Raw genomic sequence first — 573 nt, 5'->3', positions numbered from 1 at the left:
GTCTGGCCGTTGAAGGTCAGCGTGAACGTGCCGCCGGTCGCGTTGGTCGTGCGGACGGTCTGCTGCTCGTCGAGGAGCTGATCCTCGAACGGGCCGTAGCCGTTGGCATCGATGCCCGCCGCCGGCGTGTCGTCACCGGTGACCATCCACAGGTTGTTGTGCTTGTCGAAGTCGATGTCACCGGCGACGTGGCAGCACTCCTGGCGGTTGTTGGAGACCCGCAGGATCTGCTGCTCGGAGCCGAGGTCGATGTGCGCGGGGACGCCCGGAGCGTCGTCGACGAACTTGAAGCGCGAGAGCTGGAAGTAGCCCACATACGGATCCCACGCCGTCTGCGACGCGGCCGAGTTCGGCACGGTCGTGTTCGGCGTCGTCTGCGTGACGATCGAGCCGTCGGAGAGTTTCACGTTCGTGACCGTCTGGGGCGCGTAGTACAGGTACACCCAGTGGTTGGTCGCGAAGTTGTTGTCCAGGCCCGGGCCGTAGAGGCCGTCCTCGGAGTTGGTGTACAGGCGCATCGTCGTCGGCAGCGCCGGGTCGGCGAAGTTCGCCAGCACCGTCGTGGTGCCCTTG

General features: G+C 66.0%; 1 pseudogene. It reads right to left on the bottom strand.

The features are described from left to right. Nucleotides 1-573, bottom strand: a pseudogene (locus OM076_RS44565) (hypothetical protein); the annotation flags it as partial.

Source organism: Solirubrobacter ginsenosidimutans (genome assembly GCF_027587205.1).
The sequence above is the reverse complement of the archived record's forward strand: the minus strand, read 5'-3'. Positions and strand labels throughout refer to the sequence as shown.